We start from the raw sequence: 18,885 nt of genomic DNA, 5'->3' as shown, positions 1-18,885 counted from the left end.
CCGTTTCAGTGGCCCTGGGCCTTCAGGCGCGCATCGAGGCGGCTGAAGACGCGGCGGGCGTTCTTCTCATAGATGGCGGCCTTGTCGTCGGCCGAGAGGATGGTGCTGGCCTCGATGTAGCGCTTGGTGTCGTCGTAATAGTGGCCGGTGGTGGGGTCGATGCCGCGCACCGCGCCGATCATCTCGGAGGCGAACAGCACGTTCTTCACCGGAATCACGGTGTTAAGCAGGTCGATGCCGGGCTGGTGGTAGACGCAGGTGTCGAAGAACACGTTGTTCATCAGATGCGTGTCCAGCAGCGGCTTTTTCATCTCCTGCGCGAGACCGCGGAAGCGGCCCCAGTGGTAAGGCACCGCGCCGCCGCCGTGGGGAATCAGGAACTTCAGTGTCGGGAAGTCCTTGAAAAGGTCGCCCTGGATCAGCTGCATGAAGGCCGTGGTGTCGGCGTTGAGGTAGTGCGCGCCGGTGGTGTGAAAGCAGGCGTTGCAGCTGGTGCTCACGTGGATCATGGCCGGCAGGTCGTGCTCGACCATCTTCTCGTAGATGGGGTACCAGTGGCGGTCGGTCAGGGGCGGGCTGGTCCAGTGGCCGCCCGAGGGATCGGGGTTGAGGTTGATGCCCACGGCACCGTACTCGCGCACGCATTTCTCCAGCTCGGGAATGCAGGTGGCGGGGTCCACGCCGGGGCTCTGCGGCAACATGGCCACCGGCACGAAGTGCTGCGGGAACAGCTGGCTGACGCGGAAGCACAGCTCGTTGCAGATGGCGGCCCAGGTGCTGGAGACCTGGAAGTCGCCGATGTGGTGGGCCATGAAGCTGGCGCGCGGGCTGAACAGGGTGATGTCGCTGCCGCGCTCCTTCATCAGGCGCAGCTGGTTGGTCTCGATGGACTCGCGCAGCTCGTCGTCGCTGATCTTCAGATCGGCCGCTTTCGGCATGACGGTCGGGTCCTGGATGCCGGCGATCTGGGCGTTGCGCCAGTTCTCCAGCGCCTTGGGTGCCGTGGTGTAGTGACCGTGGCAGTCGATGATCATGGAAATGTCTCCGGGAGAAGAAAGGGGCTCAGGCCGGGTCCATGCCGTGGCGGCGCTTGACCTCGGCGGCGGCCGTGGAATTCAGGTGATCGAGCAGGGCCTGCACCTGCGGCAGGCCGCCGGCGGGAACGCCCGCACTGAAGGTGGTGACGATGGCCACATCGGCCGGCAGCGTGCCCGCCAGGGTGATGCCGGGCACATCCTGCATCTCGCTGAGCTGCTGGAAGCCCAGTGCCACCTGGCCTTGCGCCACCAGCGAGGCCACCGGTACGCCGGGCGGCGCCTGCACCGTGCGGCGGGCGAGTTCGTCGGACAAACCCCAGCGCGCGAACAGCGCTTGCAGGGCCACACCGCTGGGACCGGTGGAGTAACCGATGGTGGGGGCCTTCATCACCGCACACCGCAGGGCGGCCTCGTTGCCCAGATCCGGTACCGGCTGGCCTTGCGGCACGGCCACCGCCACGGCCGAGCGCACCAGGTCGACGCGGCCCGGGGCCAGATGGCCTGCCGTGATGAGACGATCGATCGCATCGCTGGCCAGCACGACGAGGTCGAAAGCTTCGCCGGCGGCCACCCGCCGGGCGGCATCCACGCCGCCCACCGATTCGATCTGCACCGGCTGGCCGGTGGCCGCCGTGAAGGCGCCGGTGAGTTCGGCCAACAGCGCGCGCGTGGCCATGGAGGAAATGCCCCGGATGGGTGTCTGGTTCATGGTGTTGGGACCTTGGCGGCGATTGTGTCCACCACCCCGCCGCAGGCAAAGGCAAGGCCGCCCCTAGCAGCTAGAACAAAAGCAAATAACTATGATGGGCCCATCATGGATCTGAAGCAGCTTGAATACTTTGTGCGCGTGGCCGAGCTCGGCAGCTTCACCCGCGCCGCCATTGCGCTGGATGTGGCGCAGCCCGCGCTCTCCCGCCAGGTGCGCCTGCTGGAAGTGGAACTGCGACAGACCCTGCTGGTGCGCAACGGGCGCGGGGCCACGCCCACCGAGGCCGGCAAGCTGCTGCTCGAGCATGGCCGGGGCATCCTGCACCAGGTGGAACGCGCGCGCGAGGAACTGGGCCGGGTGCGCGGCGCCCTGGCCGGGCGGGTCGCCATCGGTCTGCCGCCCAGCCTGGCCAAGGTGCTGGCCGTGCCGCTGACCCGTGCCTTCCGCCAGCAGTTGCCGCAGGCCAGCCTGTCGATCAGCGAGGCGCTGTCGGTCACCATGCAGGAATGGCTGCTGACCGGGCGGCTGGACATTGCCGTGCTCTACAACGCCCAGCCCCTGCCCGAGCTGGACCTGCACCCGCTGCACGAGGAAACCCTGTGGCTGGTGCAGCCCCGCCCGCCCGGCCTGGCCGAGGACCCGCCGGCCGCGCCGGTGCCGCTGGAAGAGGTGGCCCAGATGCCGCTGGTGATACCCAGCCGGCCCAATGCGGTGCGCATGCTGGTGGAGACCGAGATGGCGGCCATCGGCTGCCGGCCGCAGGTGGCACTGGAGATCGATGGCGTGCCCGCCATCCTGGAACTGGTGGCCGACGGGGCCGGGGCCGCCCTGCTCTCGCGCCAGGCGGTGCTGGGTTCGATCCGGCCCTCGGCCTACCGGCTGCGGCCCACCCTGCCGCCGCTGCGCACCCGGCTGAGTCTGGCCATCAGCCAGCAGCGGCCGGCCACGCTCACCCAGCAGACCACGCTGGAACTCATCCGCCGCACCATGGCGGAAGTGCTCAGCCCCGGTTAGGCGGGATCGGACGGCGTGTCCGGACGGGCCGCCAGCAGCCGGTCGGCGTAGTCGGCCCAGGCCGGATCGACCAGTCCGACGAAATGCCCGGCGCGGGCCTGGTCGGCCATCCACTGGTGCTTGTCGGCGATGGCGCTGGCCATGAAGGGCTCGAAGCCGGCTTCGCGCACGGTCTGCGCCACCTCGCGCATTTCTTCGGCACGGCGCTGGCCGTGCTGGGCCACCCGGCTGAAGAAGTAGCTGCCCTGGCGCTGCCAGTCGATGCCCGGGAAAGTTTCCTGCAGGGTGGCGATCATGGCGTCTTCCACGCCGTGGTGGCGGGCGGTGGCATAGCTCTCGAGCACCAGCGCCTCCAGGCCCTTGATCATCACGCTGCGGCACATCTTGGTGGCCGAGGCCACGCCCAGGCGTTCGCTGGCCACCTGCGCCTGCATGCCCCAGGCCTGCAGCTGCGGCAGCAGGCCGGCAGCGTGCGGCCCGCCCAGCAGCATGGGCACGCGGATGCCGTAGGGCGGCACCGATGTCATCACCCCCGCCTCCACATAGCGCCCGCCCGCACCGTCGATGGCGGCAGCGGCCTGCTGCTTGGTGCCCGGCGATGCGGAGTTCAGGTCCAGCAACACGGTGCCCGGTGCGATGTGCGGCGCGGCCTCTTGCGCCACCTGCAGCGCCTGGGAGGCCGTGACGGCCGAGATCACGAGCCCGGGCTGCTGCGCGCACAGGCCAGCCATGCCGCCGACCGGCTGCACGCCGGCAGCCCGGGCCTGGTCGGCCACCTTGGGGTCGGCGAACTTCAGGTCCCAGGCGACGACCTCGCGCACGCCCGCCGCCCTGAGCCCGGCTGCGAAGATGCGGCCGACCTCGCCGAAACCGATGATGCCGATGCGGTCCATGCCTTGGTCCCCCGGCTCAGCCCACGAACTGCACCAGCCACAGGGTGATCGACGGGAATGTCAGCAGCAGCGCGGTGCGCAGCACGTCGCTGGCCAGGAAGGGCATGACCCCCTTGTAGCTCTCGGCGATGGGCACGTCCTTGGCCATGCCGTTGACCACGTACACGTTCAGGCCCACGGGTGGCGCCAGCAGGCCGAAGCCCACCGTCATGAGCACCATCACCCCGAACCAGATGGCCACCGACTCGGCCGGCATGCCGAAGTCCAGGCCCATGATGACCGGGAAGAAGATCGGGATGGTCAGCAGGATCATGGACAGCTCGTCCATGACCGCGCCCAGGATCACATAGAACAGCAGGATGCCGGTGACCACCATGACCGGCGCCACGTCCCAGCCCTTGATGACCTCGGCCAGCTGGGCCGGCACCTGGGTCAGGGCCAGCGAAGAGTTCATGAGGTCGGCACCGATGAAGATCAGGAAGATCATGGCGCTGCTGCCGGCGGTGGACAGGAAGCAGTGGCGGATCTTGGCCCAGGTGAGCTCGCGCTTGAGCAGGGCCGCCACGAAGGTGGCGGCTGCGCCCACGCCCGCACCCTCGGTGGGCGTGAACAGGCCGCCGTAGATGCCGCCGAACACCAGCAGGAACACGGCGGCGATCGGCAGCACGCCCCACAGGGCCTCGGTGGTCATGCGCGGGTGATCGATGTCGTCTTCCGGCGCATGGCCGGGCACCAGCCGCACATAGACCGCAATCGCGATCATGTAGCCCAGCATGGCGATCACGCCGGGGATGGTGGCGGCCGCGAACAGCTTGGCGATGTTCTGCTCGGTCAGGATGGCATAGATCACCAGCGGCACCGAGGGCGGGATCAGGATGCCCAGCGTGCCGCCGGCGGCCAGCGTGCCGGTGGCCAGACGGCCCGAGTAGCCGTGGCGCTTCATCTCGGGCAGGGCCACCTGGGTGATGGTGGCGGCGGTGGCGATCGACGATCCGCAGATGGCACCGAAGGCCGCGCTGGCCATCACCGCCGCCATGGCCAGGCCGCCCTTGAATCGGGCCATGACCACGCTGGCGAACTGGAACAGCGCCTTGGAGATGCCGCCCTGGGTGGCAAAGTTGCCCATCAGGATGAACAGCGGAATGACCGACAGGTCGTAGCTGGCGAAGCGGGCGTAGGCCAGCCCGTTGAGGTTGTTGAAGAACGGCGGCAGGCCGACCTGGGCGATGTAGCCGAAGCAGCCGGCCACGAACATGGAGATGGCGATCGGCACGCGGATGACCATCAGCGCCAGCATGCAGGCGAAGATCAGCCCGGCCATGGACAGGGAACTCATGGGGCCGACTCCTGGACGGTGGCGGAAGACAGGCTCTGGACCAGCGCGATCACGGCGGTCAGGGCCAGCGGCGGCACCATGGCGGTGTAGACGATCCACTCGGGAAAGCCCAGCATCATGGTGGTGGTCTGGGAGCTGTGGGCGCTGAGGGCGCCGACGCCGGTGCGCCAGGTCAGCAGGGCCATGACGATGGCCAGCACCAGGGCACCGAAACGGTCCAGCCAGGCATTGGCGCTGGCGGGCAGCCGAGCGGTGAAGAAGTCCACGATGATGTGCTCGCGCTTGAGCTGGCACCACGGCATGAACAGGGCGACCGCTGCGCCGGCCGCCACCGCCGTGAGTTCGTAGTCGCCAACCAGGGTCTGGCCGGTGGTGTTGCGTCCGATCAGGCTCAGGCAGGTCACCAGCGTGATGGCGGTGAGCAGCAAGCCGGCCAGCACCGCACAGGCCTGGGCAAGGAATGAGAGCAGCTTCAAGGGAGTCACCCGTTCAAAAAAAAGCCGAGGTCCAGCACGCGGTGGGCAGGACTTCGGCGGGGCGCGGCAGGGTTGGTGCCGCGCGGTCGCGACAGCGGCGGATTATCGCTGGTGCTTCTTGATCAGGGCCCGCGCCTCGGCGGCCAGCTTGGCACCGTCGATGCCCTTGGCCTTGACCTCGTTGATCCAGTCGGTCTCCACCGCGCCGGCGGTACGGCGCCAGCGCTGGGTCTCGGCCACGTCCAGGGCCACGATGTTGTTGCCGGCCTTCTCGGCAATGGCACGGCCGGCCTTGTCGCCTTCGTCCATGGCACGGCCGAAGAAGGCGGCGGTCTCGATGCCGGAGTTGTTGTCGATCACCTTCTTCAGGTCGGGCGGCAGCTTGTCGTAGGCGGCCTTGTTCATCGACAGCGCGAAGGTCTGGGTGTAGAGGCCCTCGGCACCGGCGAAGGTGGTGTGGTTCTTGACCAGCTCGGTCACCTTGAGCGACGGGGTCACCTCCCAGGGGATGGTGGTGCCGTCGATGGTGCCCTTGGACAGCGCGTCGGTCACGGCCGGCACCGGCATGCCCACCGGGGTGGCACCCAGCTTGACCAGCATGTTGTTGATGATGCGCGAGCCGCCCCGGATCTTCATGCCGCGCAGGCTTTCCAGGCCGGTCACCGGCTGCTTGGTGTGGAACAGGCCGGGACCGTGGGTGTGGGCCGCCAGCAGCTTGACGTCCTTGAACTCGTCCATGGCGAACTTCTCGACGTATTCCTGGATGGCGCGCGAGGACTGCTCGGCCGAACCGCTCATGAAGGGCAGCTCGAACACCTCGGTCTTGTTGAAGCGGTTGGGGGTGTAGCCCAGCACGGTCCAGGTGATGTCGGCCACGCCGTCGCGCGCCTGGTCGAACAGCTGGGGCGGCGTGCCGCCGAGCTGCATGGCGTGGAACAGCTGGATCTTGATGCGCCCGCCGGACTCGGCCTCGACCTTCTGCGCCCAGGGCACGATGGCCTTGGCCGGGATGGTGGCCTGCGGGGGCAGGAACTGGTGCAGGCGCAGCGTCACGGTCTGGGCCATGGCGGAGCCGGCGAAGGCCAGGGCGGCCACCGCACCAAGGGCGGCCACAGCCGTGCGACGGGGAATCAGGTTCATGCGTGTCTCCAGGGGGGTGATTCTTGAGAGGCGGACTGTGCGCCCGCGCGGCCCGAACCGCCAGACCCGCACCGGTCTTTCAGATATGCCGTTTTGCAATGGAAGCCGCCCACCCCCGGGAAAGACGGCATAGCCGCAGCCCACTGCGGCAGCGAAGATGCCGGCCATGAACGCCCCCGCCCCGCTCGATTTCCACTTCGATTTCATCTCGCCCTACGGCTATTTCGCCTCGCTGCGCATCGAGGCGCTGGCCGCCCGCCACGGCCGCACCGTGCGCTGGCACCCGATGCTGCTGGGTGTGTCGGTGATGAAGGTGATGGGCCTCAAGCCCTTGCTGGACACCCCGCTCAAAGGCCCCTACACCGAGCGCGACGTGCTGCGGTATGCCCGCGAACACCGGGTGCCGATGCAGCGCAGGCCGGCCGACCCGGTCATGCAGCCCCTGGCCTGCGCCCGCGCCATGGCCTGGGTGGCGGCGCACCGGCCCGGGCAGGCGGCCGATGTGGCCCACCGCATCTATGCCGCCTACTGGGGCCAGGGACAGGACCTGTCCACGCCCGAGAGCCTGCGCCCGGTGGTGGGGGACGAGCTGGCGGAAGCCGCCGCCAGCGACGAAGCCGCCCGCCTGCTGCGCGCCGAGGTGGACGCCGCCCTGGCCGCCGGCATCTTCGGCTCGCCCACCGTGGTGGTGGACGGCGAGCCGTTCTGGGGCATCGACAAGTTCGAGCAGATCGAACGCTGGCTGGAGCGTGGTGGCTGGTGACGCCCCGAGCGGGCCGCGCGCTCAGCCGAACGCGATCTCCACCGGCACCGCCACCGCCGCCAGGGCGGCCTGCAAGCGCCCGGCCAGTGCCGCGTCGTGCGGGCCGGCGATCGCGATGCGGGCCCGCTGCACGCCGCCCTCTTCCCGCGCCTGCACCGACACCGCCCGGTCCGGCGCCGCCTCACGGGCGATGTCGGTCAGCCGCAGCTCGATGGCCTGCAGCCGCAGCGCCGGTTTGAACACCTTGCCGATGGCGGTCAGCGGCAGGGCGGGCAGCAGCACCACCCGCTTGGGGCAGGCCGGGCGTTCGTAGACCTGCGGGGCCACCTCGGCCAGCAGCGTGGCCGCGTCCAGCGTGGCGCCCGGGCGAAGCACGACGAAGGCGGCAGGCACCTCGCCGGCGTGGGGGTCGGGCTCGGCCACCACCGCGCACTGCGCCACCGCCGGGTGGGCCAGGAAGGCGTCCTCCACCAGACCCGGGTCGATGTTGTGCGAGCCCCGGATGATCACGTCCTTGGCCCGGCCGGTGATGTGGATGCGGCCCTCGGTGTCGATGTGGCCCAGGTCGCCGGAGATCACCCAGCCCTGCTCGAACAGGCCGGCATTGCGCCGCGCATCCAGATACCCCGGGCCGATGTGCGGCCCGCGCAGCACGATCACGCCGGTGGCCCCCGGCGCGCAGCGCTCGCCCAGCACCGCTGCGCCGTCGCGCCAGGGCACCGCGTGCACCTCGGTGAACGGCAGGCGCAGGCCGGCCGAGCCGGGCGTGCGCGGACCGGCCAGTGGTTCGATGCTGACCAGGCCCGCGCTTTCGGTCATGCCAAGGATGTTGCGCACCGGAATGCCGGTGGCGGCCTCGAAGCGCTGGGCGAGTTCGGGCGGCAGGGGCGATCCGCCGGTGAAGGCGGCCCGCACCGAACCGATGTCGGCATCCACCGGCACATTGAGCAGGCTGGCCAGGATGGTGGGCACGCAGGCCAGGTGGGTGACACCCTCACGCTGGCAGAAGCGCCAGTAGCGCTGAACGAACGCCGCGTTGCGCATGCCGGTGAGGGTGGGCAGCACCTGGCGCGCGCCCACCGAGAGCATCGACAGGCCATACACGAAGGCCCCGGCCACGTGGAACAGCGGGAAGCCGTTGATCTCCACGCTGCGCTCGTCGGCCCCGTAGAACCCGGGGGCCCAGCGCGCGGTGTGGGCCTCGTTGGCACCGGTGTGCTGCACCAGCTTGGGCGAACCGGTGGTGCCACCGGTGTGGAACAGGGCCACCACGCGCCGGGGATCCAGGTCGGGGGCGAAGGTCAGCGTGTCGGGCTGGGCCTGCAGCAGGGTGTGCAGATCCAGCGCACCGGGAGCCGGCTGGCCGGCGCCGATGGCCACCGTCACCAGGTCCCGCCCTTCGCAGGCCTGCTGCACGGCCGACCACACCGCCAGCTCCGGGTGCGGGCCCAGGGCCACCACCACCCGCGCTCCGCTGGCCTGCAGCAGGGCCGCGATGTGGTCCGGCTGCAGCAGCGTGTTGATGGGACACACCCGCCCGGCCAGCTGCGCGCCCCACAGCACCGCCTGGGCCTCGGGCATGTTGGGGGCCAGCAGGGCCACCGCATCGTCCGGCCCCACCCCGAGGGCGCGCAGGGCGTTGGCAGCGCGGTGGATGTCGCGCAGCAGCTGCGTGTAGGTGACCGGGCGCGGCGGCGTGCTCAGCCCGGCATCGGGCAGCCAGGTGAAGGCCACACGATCGGGCCAGCGGGCCGCGGCATCGCGGATCAGGCCGTAGGGCGTGGTCTCGGCCGGGGCGGACCGCCGCTCCAGCGACTCGATGTCGACCAGTTCGGCCAGAGGGGCAAGGGCGGGCATGGGTGTCTCCGATGCGGGTAAACCCGGTGAACAAAGCGCCCCGGGCCGGTTGATTTGGTTATTTTTTATAACCACAATGCCAGCCACCGACAAGCTCGACAACCCGCACCCGACCTCCCACGGACCCGCCATGACCCCGACCTTCCCCGACCTTTCCTTCGAGCTGCGCGGCGACCAGCAGCAGATCGCGCTGATCACCCTCAACCGCCCGGCCAAGCGCAATGCCTTGAGCGACGGGCTGGTCATGGCGCTGCGCGACACCTTCCAGAATCTGCCGACCGGCGTGCGCGCGGCCGTGGTCACCGGCGCGGGCGAGCATTTCTGCGCCGGGCTGGACCTGTCGGAACTGCAGGAGCGCGATGCCGGCGGCGGTCTGCAGCATTCGCGCCTGTGGCATGCCGCACTCAACGAGGTGGAACGCGGCCGCGTCCCGGTGGTGGCCGCGCTGCATGGCGCGGTGGTGGGCGGCGGGCTGGAGCTGGCCAGCAGCTGCCATGTGCGCGTGGCCGACGCCAGCACCTTCTATGCCCTGCCCGAGGGCACGCGCGGCATCTTCGTGGGCGGCGGCGGCTCGGTGCGCATCCCGCGCCTGATCGGTGCTGCCCGCATGACCGACATGATGCTCACCGGCCGGGTCTACAACGCCGAGGACGGCGAGCGCATCGGCCTGTCGCAGTACGTGGTGCCGCAGGGCACGGCGCTCGACAAGGCGCTGGAGCTGGCCACCCGCATCGCCGCCAATGCGCCGCTGACCAACTACGCCCTCATGCACGCCCTGCCCCGCATCGCCGAACAGCCGTCCGACCACGGCTTCTTCACCGAGGCGCTGATGTCGGCCATCGTGCAGGACGCGCCCGAGGCCAAGGCCCGGGTGCGCGACTTCCTGGAAGGCCGGGGCGCCAAGGTGAAGAAGGGCTGAGCCATGAGCACCGCCACCCTGCCCCGCTACCGCACCCTGGCCTTCGGTGTGACCCGGGGCCTGCGCCGCGACACCCCCGATGGCACCACCTACCTGCAGGCCGAGCAGCCCCTGCCGCCCTTTCCGCACCGCCTGACCGACCGGCTGCTGCACTGGGCCGAGGTGGCGCCGCAGCGCAGCTTCATGGCACGGCGCGAACGCCGGGCCGACGGCAGCACCGGGGACTGGCAGCACCTGAGCTACGCCGAGGCGCTCGATGCGGCCCGCTGCATCGGCCAGGCGCTGCTGGACCGGGGGCTCAACGCCGAGCGGCCGGTGCTGATCGTCAGCGAGAACGATCTGGAGCACGCCCAGCTGGCCCTGGGCTGCCTGTACGCCGGCATTCCGTGGGCGCCGGCCTCGCCCGCCTATTCCCTGGTGAGCCAGGACTTCGAGAAGCTGCGCCACATCGTTCGCACGCTGACACCGGGTCTGGTGTTCGCCAGCGACGCCCCGCGCTACGAGCGCGCCCTGCTGGCCACGGTGGGCGAGGACGTGGAGATCGTCACCACCACCGGCACCGTGCCCGGCCGCGCCACCACCAGCTTTGCGGCCCTGCGCGCCACTGCGCCCACCCCGGCGGTGGACGCCGCCATGCAGGCCACCGGGCCGGACACCATCGCCAAGTTCCTGTTCACCTCCGGCTCCACCAAGCTGCCCAAGGGCGTGATCAACACCCACCGCATGTGGTGCGCCAACCAGCAGCAGATCGTCGCCAGCATCCCGGTGCTGGCCGACCCGGACCAGCCGCCGGTGCTGGTGGACTGGCTGCCCTGGAACCACACCTTCGGCGGCAACCACAACGTGGGCCTGACGCTGTTCAACGGCGGCACGCTGTACATCGACGACGGCAAGCCCACACCGGCCCTCATGGCCGAGACGCTGCGCAACCTGCGCGAGATCGCGCCCACCGTGTACTTCAACGTGCCCACCGGCTTCGAGGCGATCGCCAACGCCATGAAGACCGACGCCGGGCTGCGGCGCAACCTGCTCAGCCGCGTGCGCCTGTTCTTCTATGCCGGTGCCGCCCTGGCCCAGCCGGTGTGGGACACGCTGCACCAGGTGCAGGAAGCCGAGATCGGTGAACGCATCGTCATGGGCACCGGCCTGGGCATGACCGAGTCCGGCCCGTTCGGCCTGTACATCACCAGCCCCGAGGTGCGCTCGGGCGACCTGGGCCTGCCCACCCCGGGGCTGGAGCTCAAGCTGGTGCCGCTGCAGGGCAAGACCGAGGTGCGTTACCGGGGCCCCAACATCACGCCGGGCTACTGGCGCAACCCCGAGGCCACGGCCGAATCGTTCGACGACGAAGGCTTCTTCTGCACCGGCGACGCGGTGGCCTGGATCGACCCCGACAACCACCACCGGGGCCTGCGCTTCGACGGCCGCATTGCCGAGGACTTCAAGCTGGCCACCGGCACCTTCGTCAGCGTGGGGCCGCTGCGCGGCCGCATCATCGCGGCGGGTGCGCCCTTCGTGCAGGATGCCGTCATCACCGGCCTGAACCGCAACGAGGTCGGTGCCCTGCTGTTCCCCACCGCCGCGGTGCGCACCCTGGCCGGCCTGCCGGCCGATGCCCCGCTGGCCGAGGTGCTGGCCCACCCGGCCGTGCGGGCGCACTTCCAGCAGGTGCTCGACGACCTGGCGGCCCAGGCCACCGGCAGCGCCAACCGGGTGGCCCGCCTGCTGCTGCTGGCCGAGCCACCCTCCATCGACCGCGGCGAGGTCACCGACAAGGGCTCGATCAACCAGCGTGCGGTGCTGCAGCACCGGGCCGCGCTGGTGGAAGCCCTGTACGACGGCAGCGCCCCGAACATCCTCCAGCCCCGCTGACCCCCTTTCTCCAGGAGACAACCCATGCAGATTTCAGGACACGCCGCCCTCGTCACCGGCGGCGGATCGGGCCTCGGCGAAGCCACCGCCCGCGAACTCGCCCGCCAGGGTGCCAAGGTGGCCGTGCTCGATGTGAATGCCGACAACGCCCGCCGCGTCGCCGCCGACATCGGTGGTCTGGGCCTGGCCTGCGACATCACCGACACCGCCAGCCTGCAGGCCGCGCTCGACGCCGCCACCGCCGCCCACGGCCCGGCCCGCATCCTCATGAACATCGCCGGCATCGGCACCGCCAAACGCGTGGTGCAGAAGGACGGCAGCGCCGCCCCGCTGGAAGACTTCAGCCGCGTCATCAGCGTCAACCTGATCGGCTCCTACAACGCGGCGCGGCTGTTTGCCGCCGCCTGCGCGAAGCTGGAGGCGCTGGCCGACGGCGAGCGCGGCGTGATGCTGTTCACCGCCAGCGTGGCCGCCTTCGACGGTCAGGTGGGCCAGCAGGCCTACAGCGCCTCCAAGGGCGGCCTGGTGGGCATGACGCTGCCCATGGCGCGCGACCTGGCGCAGCACGGCATCCGGGTATGCACCATCGCACCGGGTCTGTTCTCCACCCCGCTCATGCGCAGCCTGCCCGAGCCGGTGCAGCAGTCGCTGGCCGCGAGCATCCCCTTCCCGCCGCGCCTGGGCCACCCGGAAGAGTTCGCCTCGCTGGCGGCCCACATCGTCACCAACACCCACCTCAATGGCGAGGTGATCCGCCTGGACGGCGCGCTGCGCATGGCCCCGCGCTGAAAGTCACCCATGAGCAAGACCGTGATCTACGAGGTGGAGGTGATGTTCGGCGACTGCGATCCGGCCGGCATCGTCTTCTTCCCCAACTTCAGCAAGTGGATGGACGCCTCCTCGCTGAACTTCTTCGTGCAGTGCGGCGTGCCGCCCTGGCGCGAGCTGGTCAAGACCACCGGCATCATCGGCACCCCGCTGCTGGAGATCCACACCCGCTTCATGAAGCCGGCCACCTACGGCGAGCGGCTGCAGATCCACACCCGGGTGAGCGAGTGGAAGGCCAAGGTGTTCGTCCACGAACACAAGGTCATGCGCGGCGACACCCTGCTGTGCGAAGGCACCGAGACGCGCGCCTTCTGCGAGCGCGACCCGGCCAACCCCGACCGCATCCGTGCGGTGCCCGTGCCGCAGGACATCATCGCCCGCTGCTCATGAGCGGCTGCAGCCCCGAGGACAAGGGTGTCGACACCGGCATCCTGGAATCGCTGCTGGGCTACCACGCCCGCCGGGCCTCGCTGGCCGTGGTCGGCCGGTTCATGGAGCACATGGCACCGCACGGGCTGCGGCCGGTGGACTTCTCGGTGCTCACCCTGATCGCACAGAACCCGGGCATCACCTCGCGCCAGATCTGCGCCGCCCTGGCCATCCAGCCGCCCAACCTGGTGGGGCTGGTGGGCAGCCTGCAGCAGCGCGGGCTGATCGAACGCCGCCCCCACCCGCAGGACGGCCGGGCCGTGGGCCTGCACCTCACATCGGCCGGGCAGGCCCTGCACCAGGCGGCCTGTGCCACCGCCAGCGCCGCCGAGGCCGAAGCCGCCCGGGCACTCACCCCGCGCGAACAGGCCACGCTGGTGCGGCTGTTGCGCAAGCTCTACAGCGACGCCTGAAGCCTGCTCCGGCATTTATAGTGGCCGCCAGCCAATGTGCGCAGGAGGAACCGCATGAGCAAGGACCCGGAGGCCATCGGCCAGCTGTTCGATCTGCTGGAATGCCGCTACGCCATGCGTGTGCTGTGGGCCCTGTCCGACGGCCATCCCCAGACCTTCCGCCTGCTGCAGGACAGCGTGGGCGGCATCACGCCCAACACCCTCAACACCCGCCTGAAGTCGCTGCGTGGCGCCGGGCTGATCGAACACGACGGGCACGGCTACCGGCTCACCGCGCCGGGCAGCGAGCTGGCCCGGCGGGTGGGCGAGGTGCGGCAGTTCGCCGGCCGCTGGGCCCAGGTCAGACCGGACTGTCCACCACCCGCTGCCGCTGCTGCCCCAGGCCCCGACCACCCAGCGTGACCACGTCGCCGGCCTTCAGATAGATCGGCGGCTTGTGGCCCATGCCCACCCCGGGCGGGGTGCCGGTGGGGATCACGTCGCCGGGCTGCAGGGCCATGAAGCGGCTCAGGTAGCTCACGATGTGGGCCACGCCGAAGATCATGGTGCGGGTGTTGCCGGTCTGGCGGCGCTGGCCGTTCACATCGAGCCACAGGTCCACGTCCTGCGGGTCGCCCAGCTCGTCGGGCGTGACCAGCCAGGGGCCGATGGGGCAGTGCGTGGGGTAGCTCTTGCCCTTGACCCACTGGCCCTCGTACTCCATCTGCCAGGCGCGTTCGGACACATCGTTGACCAGGCAGAAGCCCGCCACATGGCGCAGGGCCTGGTCCTCGCTCACATGGAAGGTGGGCTGGCCGATGACGATGCCCAGCTCCACTTCCCAGTCCATCTTCAGGGAACCCGGGGGCAGCCAGATGTCGTCGTCGGGGCCGCTGATGGCGCTGTTGTGCTTGTTGAAGACGATGGGCTGACCGGGCGCCTTCAGGCCGGCTTCCGCCGCATGGTCGGCGTAGTTCAGGCCGATGGCCACGATGTTGCCGACCCGGCCCACACAGGGGCCGATGCGGGTGCCGGCAGGCACCACCGGCAGGGAAGCCGGGTCGATGGCCGCCAGCCGGGCCCTAGAATCGGGGCCCAGCGTGGCCGGCTCGATGTCGGTCAGGTGGCCCGAGAGATCGCGCTGGACACCGTCGGCGTCGATCAGACCGGGCTTTTCGGCGCCCGCAGGCCCGTGGCGAAACAGCTTCATGGCAGGTATCCGTGAGGGAAAGCCCCGGATTCTGGCCTCCGCGTCCGGCGCCGGCTGTCACGTGCGGCGCCGGTCAGGGCGCCCCCTCTTGAAACCGGGCCGATGGCCCCCATGTCACTGCGGTCGCGCCCCGGCGCAGCCCCACAACCCTTGTCATCCATGAGCCAGCCCTCTTCTCCCGACACCTCCCGCCAGGACCCGATGCCGCCCGAAGAAGCCGAGGCCGCTGCCGCTGCCATCGAGCACGACGCCCTGACTGCCCTGCAGAACGAACTGGCCACCCTGAAGGCCCAGAACGCCGACCTGGCCGATCAGGTGCTGCGGGCCCGGGCCGATGCCGAGAACACCCGCCGCCGCGCCGAGGACGACATGTCCAAGGCCCGCAAGTTCGCGGTGGAATCCTTTGCCGAGGGCCTGCTGCCGGTGGCCGACAGCCTGGAAGCCGGTCTGTCCATCACGGAAGCCACCCGCGAGCAGCTGCGCGAAGGGTCCGAGGCCACGCTCAAGCAGCTCATCAGCGCCCTGGAGCGCCACAAGGTGGTGCAGATCGCCCCGCCCGCCGGCGCCCGCTTCGACCCCCACCAGCACCAGGCCATCAGCATGGTGCCGGCCCAGCAGGAACCCAACACCGTGGTGACGGTGCTGCAGAAGGGCTACCTGATCGCCGACCGGGTGCTGCGCCCGGCCCTGGTCACCGTGGCGGCCCCGCGCTGAATGCCGGGCCCTTGAAAAGCCCACCGGTTATCCACACCTTCCCCACATCGTTCTTCACACCATTTTTCCATTTCACGGAGTCACAACATGGGACGCATCATCGGCATCGACCTCGGCACCACCAACTCGTGCGTGGCCTTCATGGACGGCAACACCACCAAGGTGATCGAGAACTCGGAAGGTGCACGCACCACGCCGTCGATCGTGGCTTACCAGGAAGACGGCGAAGTGCTGGTGGGCGCCTCGGCCAAGCGCCAGGCCGTGACCAACCCGCGCAACACGCTGTACGCGATCAAGCGCCTGATCGGCCGCAAGTTCACCGAGAAGGAAGTGCAGAAGGACATCAACCTGATGCCCTACTCCATCGTGGCGGCCGACAACGGCGACGCCTGGGTGGAAGTGCGCGGCAAGCAGATCTCGGCCCAGCAGGTGTCTGCCGACATCCTGCGCAAGATGAAGAAGACCGCCGAGGACTACCTGGGCGAGCCCGTGACCGAAGCCGTGATCACCGTGCCGGCCTACTTCAACGACGCCCAGCGCCAGGCCACCAAGGACGCCGGCCGCATCGCCGGCCTGGACGTCAAGCGCATCATCAACGAGCCTACCGCCGCGGCCCTGGCCTTCGGCCTGGACAAGCACGGCGCCGGCGACCGCAAGATCGCCGTGTACGACCTGGGCGGCGGCACCTTCGACGTGTCGATCATCGAGATCGCCGACGTGGACGGCGAGAAGCAGTTCGAGGTGCTGTCCACCAACGGCGACACCTTCCTGGGCGGCGAGGACTTCGACCAGCGCATCATCGATTTCATCATCGGCGAGTTCAAGAAAGAGCAAGGCGTCGACCTGTCCAAGGACGTGCTGGCCCTGCAGCGCCTGAAGGAAGCCGCCGAGAAGGCCAAGATCGAGCTGTCCAGCTCGGCCGCCACCGACATCAACCTGCCCTACATCACCGCCGATGCCTCGGGCCCCAAGCACCTCAACATCAAGCTCACCCGCGCCAAGCTCGAAGCCCTGGTGGAAGAGCTGATCGAGCGCACCATCGCGCCCTGCCGCACCGCCATCAAGGACGCCGGCGTGAGCGTGGGCGAGATCCACGACGTGATCCTGGTCGGCGGCATGACCCGCATGCCCAAGGTGCAGGAGAAGGTCAAGGAGTTCTTCGGCAAGGACCCGCGCAAGGACGTCAACCCCGACGAGGCCGTGGCCGTGGGTGCCGCCATCCAGGGCCAGGTGCTCAGCGGTGACCGCAAGGACGTGCTGCTGCTGGACGTGACCCCGCTGTCGCTGGGCATCGAGACCATGGGCGGCGTCATGACCAAGATGATCGCCAAGAACACCACCATCCCGACCAAGTTCAGCCAGGTGTTCTCCACCGCCGACGACAACCAGCCGGCCGTGACCATCAAGGTGTTCCAGGGCGAGCGCGAGATCGCTGCCGGCAACAAGCTGCTGGGCGAGTTCAACCTCGAGGGCATTCCGGCCGCCCCGCGCGGCATGCCGCAGATCGAGGTGACCTTCGACATCGACGCCAACGGCATCCTGCACGTGGGCGCCAAGGACAAGGGCACCGGCAAGGAAAACAAGATCACCATCAAGGCCAACTCGGGTCTGTCGGAAGAAGAGATCCAGCAGATGGTCAAGGACGCCGAGCTCAATGCCGCCGACGACAAGAAGAAGGTCGAGCTGGTGCAGGCCCGCAACCAGGCCGAGGCCATGGTGCACAGCGTGAAGAAGTCGCTGGGCGAGCACGGCGACAAGCTCGAGGCTGCCGAGAAGACCGCCATCGAGGACGCCATCAAGGCCGTCGAGGAAGCCGCCCAGGGCGAGGACAAGGCCGACATCGAGGCCAAGACCACCGCCCTCATGACCGCCAGCCAGAAACTGGGCGAGAAGGTCTATGCCGCCCAGCAGGCCGAGCAGGCGGCGGCCGGCGCCGCGGCCGGTGCCGCCGGTGGCGAGCAGGCCTCGTCGAACCGTCCGGCCGACGATGATGTGGTCGACGCCGAAGTGAAGGAAGTCAAGAAGAGCTGATCGCCTTGCTCCCCGCACCGCCGCGCCCGGGCAACCGGTCGCGGCGTTCGTCTTGAAACAACCCCCGCCCAAGACCGCCCACCACCATGTCCAAACGCGACTTTTACGAAGTGCTCGGTGTTCCCAAGAACGCCTCCGACGACGAGATCAAGAAGGCCTATCGCAAGCTCGCGATGAAGTACCACCCGGACCGCAACCAGGGTGAGGCGGCCAAGAGCGCCGAGGAAAAGTTCAAGGAGGCCAAAGAGGCCTACGAGATGCTGTCGGACCCGCAGAAGAAGGCGGCCTACGACCAGTACGGCCACGCCGGCGTGGACCCGAACATGCGCGGCGGCCCGGGGGCGGAGGGCTTCGGCGGTTTCGGCGAGTCCTTCGGCGACATCTTCGGCGACATCTTCGGTGGCGCACGCGGCCGGGGCGGCCGTCAGGTCTACCGCGGCGCGGATCTGTCGTACGCCATGGAGATCACGCTGGAGGAAGCCGCCAACGGCAAGGACACCCAGATCCGCATCCCCAGCTGGGACGACTGCGACACCTGCAACGGCACCGGTGCCAAGCCCGGCACCAGCGCCAAGACCTGCGGCACCTGCCACGGCCAGGGTGCGGTGCAGATGCGCCAGGGCTTCTTCAGCGTGCAGCAGACCTGCCCCACCTGCCAGGGCAAGGGCAAGGTCATCCCCGACCCCTGCACCGCCTGCAACGGGCACGGCAAGATCAAGCGCCAGAAGACCCTGGAGATCAAGATCCCCGCCGGCATCGACGACGGCCAGCGCATCCGCTCCACCGGTAACGGCGAACCGGGCCAGAACGGCGGCCCGGCCGGGGACCTCTACATCGAGATCCGCCTGCGCAAGCACGACATCTTCGAGCGCGACGGCGACGACCTGCACTGCCAGGTGCCGGTGAGCATGACCACCGCCGCCCTGGGCGGCGAGATCGATGTGCCCACCCTGCAGGGCAAGGCCACCATCGACCTGCCCGAAGGCACCCAGAGCGGCAAGACCTTCCGCCTGCGCGGCAAGGGCGTGAAGGGCGTGCGCTCGAGCTACCCCGGCGACCTGTACTGCCATGTGGCGGTGGAAACGCCGGTCAAGCTCACCGAGCACCAGCGCAAGCTGCTCAAGGAACTCGACGAGTCCTTCAAGAAGGGCGGCCACAAGCACAGCCCGAACGACAAGGGCTGGTTCGAGAAGGCCAAGAGCTTCTTCAGCTGAACGGTCTTGACGGGCTGGCGGGAGATCTTCAGACTAGTCATCTGACTAGTT

Annotated in this window: 19 protein-coding genes; 11 read left to right on the top strand and 8 right to left on the bottom strand. The window is 69.4% G+C overall.

Annotation, left to right across the window (positions count from 1 at the left end; genetic code table 11):
• Window positions 1–5 precede the first annotated feature (5 nt).
• A complete protein-coding gene (locus CAP38_RS03225) occupies window positions 6–1,034 on the bottom strand; it encodes an amidohydrolase family protein (protein ID WP_086119415.1) in 1,029 nt (342 codons plus the stop codon).
• A 28-nt stretch (window positions 1,035–1,062) separates the two neighbouring features.
• A complete protein-coding gene (locus CAP38_RS03220) occupies window positions 1,063–1,746 on the bottom strand; it encodes a substrate-binding domain-containing protein (RefSeq protein WP_086119414.1) in 684 nt (227 codons plus the stop codon).
• Window positions 1,747–1,851: 105 nt separating this feature from the next.
• Here CAP38_RS03220 and CAP38_RS03215 point away from each other — a divergent pair, with 105 nt between their 5' ends.
• Window positions 1,852–2,760 carry a LysR substrate-binding domain-containing protein gene (locus CAP38_RS03215; protein ID WP_086119413.1) on the top strand — a complete coding sequence of 303 codons (909 nt, stop codon included), beginning with the start codon at window positions 1,852–1,854 and terminating at the stop codon, window positions 2,758–2,760.
• Here CAP38_RS03215 and CAP38_RS03210 read toward each other — a convergent pair.
• From CAP38_RS03210 to CAP38_RS03195, 4 genes are all read right to left on the bottom strand, one after another.
• Complete coding sequence (locus tag CAP38_RS03210; protein ID WP_086119412.1) at window positions 2,757–3,653, bottom strand: NAD(P)-dependent oxidoreductase; 897 nt, start codon at window positions 3,651–3,653, stop codon at window positions 2,757–2,759. The genes CAP38_RS03215 and CAP38_RS03210 overlap by 4 nt on opposite strands.
• A 16-nt stretch (window positions 3,654–3,669) precedes the next feature.
• Window positions 3,670–4,989, bottom strand: a complete 1,320-nt coding sequence (locus CAP38_RS03205; RefSeq protein ID WP_086119411.1) for a TRAP transporter large permease — start codon at window positions 4,987–4,989, stop codon at window positions 3,670–3,672.
• Window positions 4,986–5,465, bottom strand: a complete 480-nt coding sequence (locus CAP38_RS03200; protein ID WP_086119410.1) for a TRAP transporter small permease — start codon at window positions 5,463–5,465, stop codon at window positions 4,986–4,988. Before CAP38_RS03200 ends, CAP38_RS03205 begins: the two co-directional genes overlap by 4 nt.
• A gap of 102 nt (window positions 5,466–5,567) precedes the next feature.
• Window positions 5,568–6,605, bottom strand: a complete 1,038-nt coding sequence (locus CAP38_RS03195; protein WP_086119409.1) for a TRAP transporter substrate-binding protein — start codon at window positions 6,603–6,605, stop codon at window positions 5,568–5,570.
• Window positions 6,606–6,771: 166 nt separating this feature from the next.
• Between CAP38_RS03195 and CAP38_RS03190 the strand changes: the two genes are divergently transcribed.
• Window positions 6,772–7,368, top strand: a complete 597-nt coding sequence (locus CAP38_RS03190; protein WP_086119748.1) for a 2-hydroxychromene-2-carboxylate isomerase — start codon at window positions 6,772–6,774, stop codon at window positions 7,366–7,368.
• Between the two features lie 21 nt (window positions 7,369–7,389).
• Here CAP38_RS03190 and CAP38_RS03185 read toward each other — a convergent pair whose 3' ends face one another.
• Window positions 7,390–9,225: an AMP-binding protein gene (locus CAP38_RS03185; RefSeq protein WP_086119408.1), complete on the bottom strand. Its 1,836-nt coding sequence runs from the start codon at window positions 9,223–9,225 to the stop codon at window positions 7,390–7,392.
• A 130-nt stretch (window positions 9,226–9,355) separates the two neighbouring features.
• Here CAP38_RS03185 and CAP38_RS03180 point away from each other — a divergent pair, with 130 nt between their 5' ends.
• The 6 genes from CAP38_RS03180 to CAP38_RS03155 are packed head-to-tail and all read left to right on the top strand — an operon-like array spanning window position 9,356 to window position 14,088.
• Window positions 9,356–10,144: a crotonase/enoyl-CoA hydratase family protein gene (locus CAP38_RS03180; protein ID WP_086119747.1), complete on the top strand. Its 789-nt coding sequence runs from the start codon at window positions 9,356–9,358 to the stop codon at window positions 10,142–10,144.
• A gap of 3 nt (window positions 10,145–10,147) precedes the next feature.
• Window positions 10,148–12,016: a feruloyl-CoA synthase gene (locus CAP38_RS03175; RefSeq protein ID WP_086119407.1), complete on the top strand. Its 1,869-nt coding sequence runs from the start codon at window positions 10,148–10,150 to the stop codon at window positions 12,014–12,016.
• A 24-nt stretch (window positions 12,017–12,040) separates the two neighbouring features.
• Window positions 12,041–12,805, top strand: coding sequence for an SDR family NAD(P)-dependent oxidoreductase (locus CAP38_RS03170; protein WP_086119406.1), 765 nt, complete (start codon window positions 12,041–12,043; stop codon window positions 12,803–12,805).
• A 9-nt stretch (window positions 12,806–12,814) separates the two neighbouring features.
• On the top strand, window positions 12,815–13,234 hold the full coding sequence (locus CAP38_RS03165) for a thioesterase family protein (RefSeq protein ID WP_086119405.1): 420 nt from the start codon (window positions 12,815–12,817) through the stop codon (window positions 13,232–13,234).
• Window positions 13,231–13,686 (top strand): MarR family winged helix-turn-helix transcriptional regulator, encoded by a 456-nt coding sequence (locus CAP38_RS03160; RefSeq protein WP_086119404.1) that lies wholly within the window; start codon window positions 13,231–13,233, stop codon window positions 13,684–13,686. The genes CAP38_RS03165 and CAP38_RS03160 overlap by 4 nt, the downstream gene beginning before the upstream one ends.
• Window positions 13,687–13,740: 54 nt before the next feature.
• Entirely contained in the window at window positions 13,741–14,088 is a 348-nt protein-coding gene (locus CAP38_RS03155; RefSeq protein ID WP_086119403.1) for a helix-turn-helix domain-containing protein, read from the top strand.
• On the opposite strand, the gene CAP38_RS03150 is transcribed toward CAP38_RS03155, so the two are convergent.
• Window positions 14,027–14,875, bottom strand: a complete 849-nt coding sequence (locus CAP38_RS03150; RefSeq protein WP_086119402.1) for a fumarylacetoacetate hydrolase family protein — start codon at window positions 14,873–14,875, stop codon at window positions 14,027–14,029. The two genes, CAP38_RS03155 and CAP38_RS03150, sit on opposite strands and share 62 nt — an antisense overlap.
• Window positions 14,876–15,034: 159 nt before the next feature.
• Between CAP38_RS03150 and grpE the strand changes: the two genes are divergently transcribed.
• The 3 genes from grpE to dnaJ all read left to right on the top strand — a co-directional run bounded on the left by grpE (window position 15,035) and on the right by dnaJ (window position 18,834).
• Window positions 15,035–15,589, top strand: a complete 555-nt coding sequence (gene grpE, locus CAP38_RS03145; protein WP_256924233.1) for a nucleotide exchange factor GrpE — start codon at window positions 15,035–15,037, stop codon at window positions 15,587–15,589.
• Window positions 15,590–15,676: 87 nt separating this feature from the next.
• Window positions 15,677–17,620 (top strand): molecular chaperone DnaK, encoded by a 1,944-nt coding sequence (dnaK, locus tag CAP38_RS03140; RefSeq protein ID WP_086119401.1) that lies wholly within the window; start codon window positions 15,677–15,679, stop codon window positions 17,618–17,620.
• A gap of 86 nt (window positions 17,621–17,706) precedes the next feature.
• Window positions 17,707–18,834, top strand: coding sequence for a molecular chaperone DnaJ (dnaJ, locus tag CAP38_RS03135; protein ID WP_086119400.1), 1,128 nt, complete (start codon window positions 17,707–17,709; stop codon window positions 18,832–18,834).
• Window positions 18,835–18,885 lie beyond the last annotated feature (51 nt).

The organism is Hydrogenophaga sp. IBVHS2 (assembly GCF_002127215.1).
GTDB lineage: Bacteria > Pseudomonadota > Gammaproteobacteria > Burkholderiales > Burkholderiaceae_C > Hydrogenophaga.
Note: the sequence above shows the minus strand (reverse complement) of the source record. Positions and strands in the feature narration are given on the sequence as shown.

Bases quoted from the DNA above. Each gene is read 5' to 3' on its own strand.
- CAP38_RS03170 (WP_086119406.1), top strand. From the start codon at position 12,041: ATGCAGATTTCAGGACACGCCGCCCTCGTCACCGGCGGCGGATCGGGC.
- dnaK (WP_086119401.1), top strand. From the start codon at position 15,677: ATGGGACGCATCATCGGCATCGACCTCGGCACCACCAACTCGTGCGTG.
- CAP38_RS03195 (WP_086119409.1), bottom strand. From the start codon at position 6,605: ATGAACCTGATTCCCCGTCGCACGGCTGTGGCCGCCCTTGGTGCGGTG.
- CAP38_RS03215 (WP_086119413.1), top strand. From the start codon at position 1,852: ATGGATCTGAAGCAGCTTGAATACTTTGTGCGCGTGGCCGAGCTCGGC.
- CAP38_RS03210 (WP_086119412.1), bottom strand. From the start codon at position 3,653: ATGGACCGCATCGGCATCATCGGTTTCGGCGAGGTCGGCCGCATCTTC.
- CAP38_RS03150 (WP_086119402.1), bottom strand. From the start codon at position 14,875: ATGAAGCTGTTTCGCCACGGGCCTGCGGGCGCCGAAAAGCCCGGTCTG.
- CAP38_RS03190 (WP_086119748.1), top strand. From the start codon at position 6,772: ATGAACGCCCCCGCCCCGCTCGATTTCCACTTCGATTTCATCTCGCCC.
- CAP38_RS03220 (WP_086119414.1), bottom strand. From the start codon at position 1,746: ATGAACCAGACACCCATCCGGGGCATTTCCTCCATGGCCACGCGCGCG.
- CAP38_RS03185 (WP_086119408.1), bottom strand. From the start codon at position 9,225: ATGCCCGCCCTTGCCCCTCTGGCCGAACTGGTCGACATCGAGTCGCTG.
- CAP38_RS03165 (WP_086119405.1), top strand. From the start codon at position 12,815: ATGAGCAAGACCGTGATCTACGAGGTGGAGGTGATGTTCGGCGACTGC.
- CAP38_RS03155 (WP_086119403.1), top strand. From the start codon at position 13,741: ATGAGCAAGGACCCGGAGGCCATCGGCCAGCTGTTCGATCTGCTGGAA.
- CAP38_RS03205 (WP_086119411.1), bottom strand. From the start codon at position 4,989: ATGAGTTCCCTGTCCATGGCCGGGCTGATCTTCGCCTGCATGCTGGCG.
- CAP38_RS03180 (WP_086119747.1), top strand. From the start codon at position 9,356: ATGACCCCGACCTTCCCCGACCTTTCCTTCGAGCTGCGCGGCGACCAG.
- dnaJ (WP_086119400.1), top strand. From the start codon at position 17,707: ATGTCCAAACGCGACTTTTACGAAGTGCTCGGTGTTCCCAAGAACGCC.
- CAP38_RS03175 (WP_086119407.1), top strand. From the start codon at position 10,148: ATGAGCACCGCCACCCTGCCCCGCTACCGCACCCTGGCCTTCGGTGTG.
- grpE (WP_256924233.1), top strand. From the start codon at position 15,035: ATGAGCCAGCCCTCTTCTCCCGACACCTCCCGCCAGGACCCGATGCCG.
- CAP38_RS03160 (WP_086119404.1), top strand. From the start codon at position 13,231: ATGAGCGGCTGCAGCCCCGAGGACAAGGGTGTCGACACCGGCATCCTG.
- CAP38_RS03225 (WP_086119415.1), bottom strand. From the start codon at position 1,034: ATGATCATCGACTGCCACGGTCACTACACCACGGCACCCAAGGCGCTG.